The following is an 890-nucleotide window of genomic DNA, read 5'->3' on the forward strand; positions in this document are numbered from 1 at the left end:
GATGATGAATCACCGGCACAGGTCATTACGATCTATCCAAACCCAGTGGCAGCGTTTACCAAACCAAGCAGCTGTGGAGCGGCAGGCGATGTGTTTACCGATGGCTCAAGCGTAAGCGGCGGCTATAGCTTAACGTATGCCTGGGATTTAGGCGAAGGCTTTACTTCGACCTTACAAAACCCAGCGGTACCAGCGTACACCACAGCCGGACCGAAAACGATCACCTTAACAGTAACTTCATCAGGTAACGGCTGTAAAGACACCTTTACCGATGTATATCAATACAATGGCGCAACGCCAGTGGCAAGCTTTACGGCATCGGCCACAACGGTTTGCCAGGACGGAACAGTGACCTTGGATGCCACCGGCTCAACCACCGGCGTAAGCCCGATTAAGGATTACATCTGGGAATTCAGCGAAGGCGGCACGGTGATCAACACGATCTCAGCAGCTAACCAGGCAGTGGTATCGATCAACTTCCCGGCTATCACCTCAAGCCACACGTATGATGTGAAACTGACAGTGAGAACCCAGGATGGTTGTGAAAGCAGCACAGCGCCACAGTCGATCACGGTACACCCGGTAGCCACCACTACGCTAGCAGTAGGGGTACCAGAGATCTGTATCGATGGCGGTCTGGTAGACATCACCTCAAGTGTAACCAACGGCGTTGCCGTAGCAGCACCGGTATATACCACCAATGCTCCAGCGGGTTCAATCACGGCAGCAGGCAAGTTTGACCCTGCAGTAGCAGGGGTAGGCACCTGGACGATCACGTATGTGGCAACAGCAACCGACGGCAGCTGTCCAAGCGTAGCGGCAACGGCGACCATCGTTGTCCATCCATTGCCAACACCAACCATCACCCCATCGGCAACAGCTGAGTGTGA

1 protein-coding gene is annotated in these 890 nt (G+C 54.2%); it reads left to right on the forward strand.

The genetic code is table 11. The annotated features are described in order from the left end of the window. On the forward strand, positions 1-890 hold an 890-nt coding region (locus tag NF867_RS03770; RefSeq protein ID WP_252586213.1), incomplete at both ends, for a PKD domain-containing protein.

Source organism: Solitalea agri, assembly GCF_023914155.1.
Taxonomy (GTDB): domain Bacteria; phylum Bacteroidota; class Bacteroidia; order Sphingobacteriales; family Sphingobacteriaceae; genus Solitalea; species Solitalea agri.